This window comes from Nostoc sp. NOS(2021) (assembly GCF_017115025.1).
In the GTDB taxonomy this organism is placed as follows: domain Bacteria; phylum Cyanobacteriota; class Cyanobacteriia; order Cyanobacteriales; family Nostocaceae; genus Nostoc.
On the sequence record NZ_JABXKM010000216.1, the window covers coordinates 1 to 5106 of the forward strand.

Consider the following 5106-nt stretch of genomic DNA (forward strand, 5'->3'; position numbering starts at 1 on the left):
GCGTCTCGTAGAGAGCGTCATTTTGAATTTTGAATTGATTTCTCCCCACTCCCTAAGTCTTGCTAAAGCCAATATCAGTACCCTTACCAGCATGAACTAAAGCTAACTTTTGGTAACGTTTAGCGTGTTCAATCAGTTCTGCGGCTTCAACGTCTGTTACTTCTCGTAACACTTTGCCAGGAATACCGACAACTAGGGATAAAGGCGGTATATTTTTAGTTACCACTGCGCCAGCACCAATAATGCTACCAGCGCCTACTCGTACCCCGTCTAAAATCACCGCGCCAATGCCAATCAAACTTCCACGCTCAATGTAAGCGGAATGTACCACAGCGCGATGCCCGACGGTAACATGATCTTCTAAAATTGTCGGAAAACCAGGATCGCCATGTAGAATTGCACCATCCTGAATATTTGTGCATTCGCCAATTTCAATCCGTTCTACATCTCCTCTAACCACTGCTCCATACCAAATGCTCACCCCTGCTGCTATATTTACCGAACCCATAACAATAGCATTGGCTGCGATGAAGGCAGCTTGAGAAAAATCGGGAGATGTCCAGTAAGAAGCGGTAGACACGATAGAATATGAATATGGTACCCAGGAACACTAGAGAAACTCCAACCTTTGAGGCTGGTTGCACAACCAGGATATCACAGCGTCAAGCCTCTACGGTGAGGAAAACACTAGTGAACAATGTTTCTGCCGCAACTCCGTGTCTGTGCAGCAGTGAGCAAGTAACCCAAAGTTGTAGAGCCGAAGTGTATAATCCAACCCACTAGTGCTGGTGAAGACAAAATTATGTTTGTACGCACTTCATGATGAATCCAGGCTTGCAGTACCCGATGTTTGGGCCTGAAATACAGTGTCCCCATTGTCGCCAGACTATTCCGGCGCTGACACTAACAGATACCTATTTGTGTCCGCGTCATGGCGCGTTTGAAGCTAATCCTAAAAATGGAGAGTTAATCCATTTGCAATCGGGGCGTCATTGGCGGAGGTGGAATAATGAATGGTATAGACAGCATACTCATCCCGATGGTATTCGCTTTGAAATTCACGAAGCATTAGACAAGCTTTATACCCAAGGGTATCGAGCAACAAAAGTGATTATTGCTCAACGCTATCAGGAATTGATGAGTGGCTATTTGGAGCGCAGCACACCTTGGCGTTCTGGACAACCAGAAGCTACTGCTGCGCGTTTGTATGGCTTACCCGTGGAGTTTAGCCCCGATACCTCAGAAGATCCCTGTTGGGAAGTGATTAATTTTGACTTGGAAAAAGAGCCTGGCGTCCCTGTACGCTACCCTTATTTCAGGTTATTTGAGTAAAGAGACGCGATTAATCGCGTCTGTACAGGTTAGGAGTTAGGAGTTAGGAGTTAAATTCAATTTATAACTCATAACTTACAACTCCTAACTTTTGTTATGCACCACGCTTCTATTCGGACTGCGAATATTCATCGAGCGATCGCATTCTACGAACTTTTAGGGTTTACAATTTCGGAACGCTTTACTACAGGCTACACCCTAGCTTGCTGGATGGAAGGATTGGGCGGCAGAATTGAACTGATCCAAATTCCCGAACCAAAACCAGCCCCAGATGCATTTGCTGACGAGCATTATGTGGGATATTATCATCTCTCGTTCGATTTAACTGAGATTACACCAGATTTACCTAGCTGGTTGACAAGTTTACAAGAACGTGTATCATTAGCTGCTGAGAGTCAACCCGAAGAATTACAACCGTTGAAGGTACTTTTAGAACCGACACAACAGCAAATAGGCGATCGCATTTACGAAGTGGCTTTCATCGCCGATACTGATGGCTTACCTCTGGAATTCATTCGGATTTTAGCAAAACTCTCATAATTTAGCTTTTTTATGTGTCAAAAATATCCCTTGCCGTTATTAGAGAATAGTGCGGAAAGCATGAAAGCCCAGCAGTAAGACCCTAAAATCTTTTTGGGATTTTAGGGTCTTTAGTCTCTGGGGTAGGACTTACGCATTGACAGACATAACCAAATGTGATCACCTCTCGTTCCTGGGCTGCTGCCTTGTAATGCTCTTGTGTCCGGCTCTGCCTCCTGTCAAACTGGGAGGCAGAGCCTCCGAGTGATCACATTCCCAGGCAGCAGCCCAGGAACGAGGCAGGGCAAGACTTTTATCTTAATAATCTTCAGATGCACATGATGCTCAATTTGTAAAGTGCGTAAGTCCTATGGGGATTCTTGTCAGCCAAGGATTTTGCAGAAAATCCTGATATTTTTTACAAAAGGCAGAGTTTCATCTGCTTTTGAAGAATTTTTAAGTACAATTACTTAATAGGTGTTAGCCAGTCCCAACAAGAAGCGATTTTTGGCTTTTGTTAGTAACGAGGATTGTTAGGGAAGTATGATTTAGAGTTGCTAAATCTCAAAGGTCTTGATAAGCTGAAACACCAATCATATAAGCCTTCTGGCGGTTTTTCTGTCTTCACATCCCCGAAGATGCCGACGCAATATAGGAGTGTTTTTTAGTGAACGCAGCTGAACAGGCAACGAACCTTGAACTCGCTAGCAACATTGCTACGGTAGTTAATTTGTTCAAATTCGAGTTTCCTGATGCCAAATCTGATCTCAAACCCTGGAAGAATGACCCGGAAACTAGGGAGTTAGTCGATCCAGATTCTATAGATATTGGCTTTCACTTTCCTGGTATTAGCAAATCTTGGCGAAGTCGTAGTATTTTGATTCAAATCCGATTTTATCAAGATCCCATCAATAATTCACGCCGTGCGATCGGCGTGGAGGTAGCTGGATTTGATCATCGCGGCGAAGCGTGGCGACTTTCTACGGTGGAAAACTGGAGTATTGTCGGCGCATCTTCACCTTCTGGTGAAATTGGGGATAAGCTCAAACAGATTTGCCGACAGATTTTAGAAGTTTTTAATAAACTAACTGATTGAACTAACACGCCGTAGGGGCACAGCAATGCTCATTGGTGTCAACTTAAGCAAAAAGTCAGTATAAGATGTAATCTCGGAATATCTGGTTTGATGTTCTAAGTGATACATTATGAGTACAAAACGTCCGGCGCGAAAAGGAAACCCAGACCTGCGGCAGCAAAAACATCTGCCAGTGCCGCGAACCCTTGCAAATCGAGAAAGAGATATTTTCATTGCTATCTCCAGAAAGCTTTAAGTAAGTCGGCAAGAAAATTTCTTAACGTCGGGTGTGTTAGACCAGAGTACGGCACTATCCATAATTCAAGGTGCGTTAGCTGAAAGCGTAACGCACTCTACAACTTAAATTTATTAACATAGTTATAAGTATTTAAACCTAGAAATTACTACTATTCAACTACAAAACATGCTTGTCGCTTGGTGTGAATATTTTTCATGTGCTTTTTCACTGTGTTTATGGTGATGTAAAGCTTAGTGGCAATTTCTTTGTAGCTGTAGTTGCTTCTATAGAGAAACCAAATTTCAGCTTCTCGTGGCGTCAGGTCAAATTTTCTAACTTCAGTGATTGCTAAACTTTTCAGAGACTCATATTGGTTTTCAATGGTCACTAATAAGCAAGGCACTTCAAACCCATCTAAATCTAGCAGTCTTACCCTAACACGAAAAACATTTGACTTATCAAGCACAATCTCATCAGACAGAATGATGAGTTTATCAGAAAACAAATACCCACTGCTAAGTAACGATTCACAAAGATTCCAGATGACTGGCGGTACAAAATTTTGGTTGAAATTGCCTTGATTGAATTGACAACAAAGGCGATGACCAGATGCATTAGCATGAACTACTTCACCAGTTTGGCTTAAAATTAATATACCGTCTTCTAAGCCTTCGATTACTTCTTGTAAAAAATTAGCTCGCTTCGAGTTATGTAAGTCAATACTATCTAATTGTTGTGGTTCAGCTAATGTTTTTACTAATGTCTTTGTTGGGGCGATCATATGAGGTATCTTAATGTATAAAATAATCCTTATTTGTTAGACTCATGGGGATTTAAATATCCACCATCGATTTTTTACATGATTATCTGAGTAAATTTGATCAGCCACTGCGGGGGACGACTGACCCGACTTGAGCAGACTGGCGTTAGTGAGTCTTGTCTGCGATACGCTGTTCGCGTTCGAGTGTCACTCGAAGGGTAAATACTACAGATTAATCACGCTGATCAAGGTAAATGGAAGTGTGTTTATTAACATCAATTACTTAACAATACTCAAGCGACAGTTTATGTAGCCTACTTGAATTAACTGAGGTTACATAATTTAAATACAACTCCTAAATTGCCTATTTCGGAAGCCGCTTTCAATACGCTTCGGATAATATCTCCGTATTGCAGCTACTTGTACTAACGTGAATTCGACGGCTTATATATATGGCGCTTCTGGGTTGAGTGCAATACAGACCTAACAAGAACAGCCTCTTCCTTACTAGCGTTGGGGAGTAAGATTCAAAGCCTCTCTAGGAGAGAGAGCAAAGTGTATTGCGTCCAAACGAGAACCGCTATAGTGTCCGTCTAATTAGGGGAATCAAAAGACTTCTGAGGTTTTATTACGCAAGTCTGTCCTCTGGAACGAACTCACGTTCTACTAAGTAGCGATCGCTCCAATACACAATAATTATTTATATTGAAATAAAAATACACGAGGGAATGGGGCATGGGGCAGAATTTAATTCATATTCCCAATGCCCCATACCCCATTTTCTTAAGTCCGTCCAACAAGACTGGCAACTACTGTAGCTAACTCAGCTGCCTCAATAGGTTTAGGTAAATGTAGCTGATAACCTTCTTGTATAGCTCGCAGCCGATCCTCTGCCTTAGCATAAGCTGTCAACGCGGCGGCGGGAATATTTCCCCCTAGTTCTGGTGGTTGCGATCGCAGTTTGCGGATCAAAGAATAACCATCCTCTTGGGGCATACCGATGTCGCTGACTAAAACATCTGGTTTCCACTGTCTAATTACCTGCAATGCTTCTGGAACGGATGCTACAGCCTGAACTTCGGCTTGGCACTGTTCGAGTACTGTGGTGATGAATTCACGGGTATCGGCTTGGTCATCTACAACCAGCACGCGCACGCCAAAGAGGGAGAGGGGGAGAAGGGG

The 5106-nt window shown here is 42.8% G+C and carries 7 protein-coding genes; 4 read left to right on the forward strand and 3 right to left on the reverse strand.

The window, feature by feature from the left end; genetic code table 11:
* Nucleotides 1–52: 52 nt before the first annotated feature.
* A complete protein-coding gene (locus tag HWQ41_RS23200) occupies nucleotides 53–580 on the reverse strand; it encodes a gamma carbonic anhydrase family protein (RefSeq protein WP_292768138.1) in 528 nt (175 codons plus the stop codon).
* 239 nt (nucleotides 581–819) lie between these two features.
* Between HWQ41_RS23200 and HWQ41_RS23205 the strand changes: the two genes are divergently transcribed.
* From HWQ41_RS23205 to HWQ41_RS23220, 4 genes are all read left to right on the forward strand, one after another.
* On the forward strand, nucleotides 820–1332 hold the full coding sequence (locus tag HWQ41_RS23205; protein WP_292768141.1) for a TIGR02652 family protein: 513 nt from the start codon (nucleotides 820–822) through the stop codon (nucleotides 1330–1332).
* 96 nt (nucleotides 1333–1428) lie between these two features.
* Nucleotides 1429–1872, forward strand: a complete 444-nt coding sequence (locus HWQ41_RS23210) for a VOC family protein (RefSeq protein ID WP_292768143.1) — start codon at nucleotides 1429–1431, stop codon at nucleotides 1870–1872.
* A 646-nt stretch (nucleotides 1873–2518) separates the two neighbouring features.
* A complete protein-coding gene (locus tag HWQ41_RS23215; RefSeq protein ID WP_292768145.1) occupies nucleotides 2519–2947 on the forward strand; it encodes a hypothetical protein in 429 nt (142 codons plus the stop codon).
* A gap of 109 nt (nucleotides 2948–3056) precedes the next feature.
* The gene (locus HWQ41_RS23220; protein ID WP_292768148.1) at nucleotides 3057–3182 is read left to right on the forward strand and encodes a hypothetical protein; all 126 of its coding nucleotides are present in this window, start codon (nucleotides 3057–3059) and stop codon (nucleotides 3180–3182) included.
* Between the two features lie 151 nt (nucleotides 3183–3333).
* Here HWQ41_RS23220 and HWQ41_RS23225 read toward each other — a convergent pair whose 3' ends face one another.
* Complete coding sequence (locus HWQ41_RS23225) at nucleotides 3334–3945, reverse strand: LuxR C-terminal-related transcriptional regulator (RefSeq protein ID WP_292768151.1); 612 nt, start codon at nucleotides 3943–3945, stop codon at nucleotides 3334–3336.
* Between the two features lie 762 nt (nucleotides 3946–4707).
* Nucleotides 4708–5106, reverse strand: a 399-nt coding sequence (locus HWQ41_RS23230) for a response regulator (RefSeq protein ID WP_292768154.1), incomplete at its 5' end; no start/stop codon positions are given.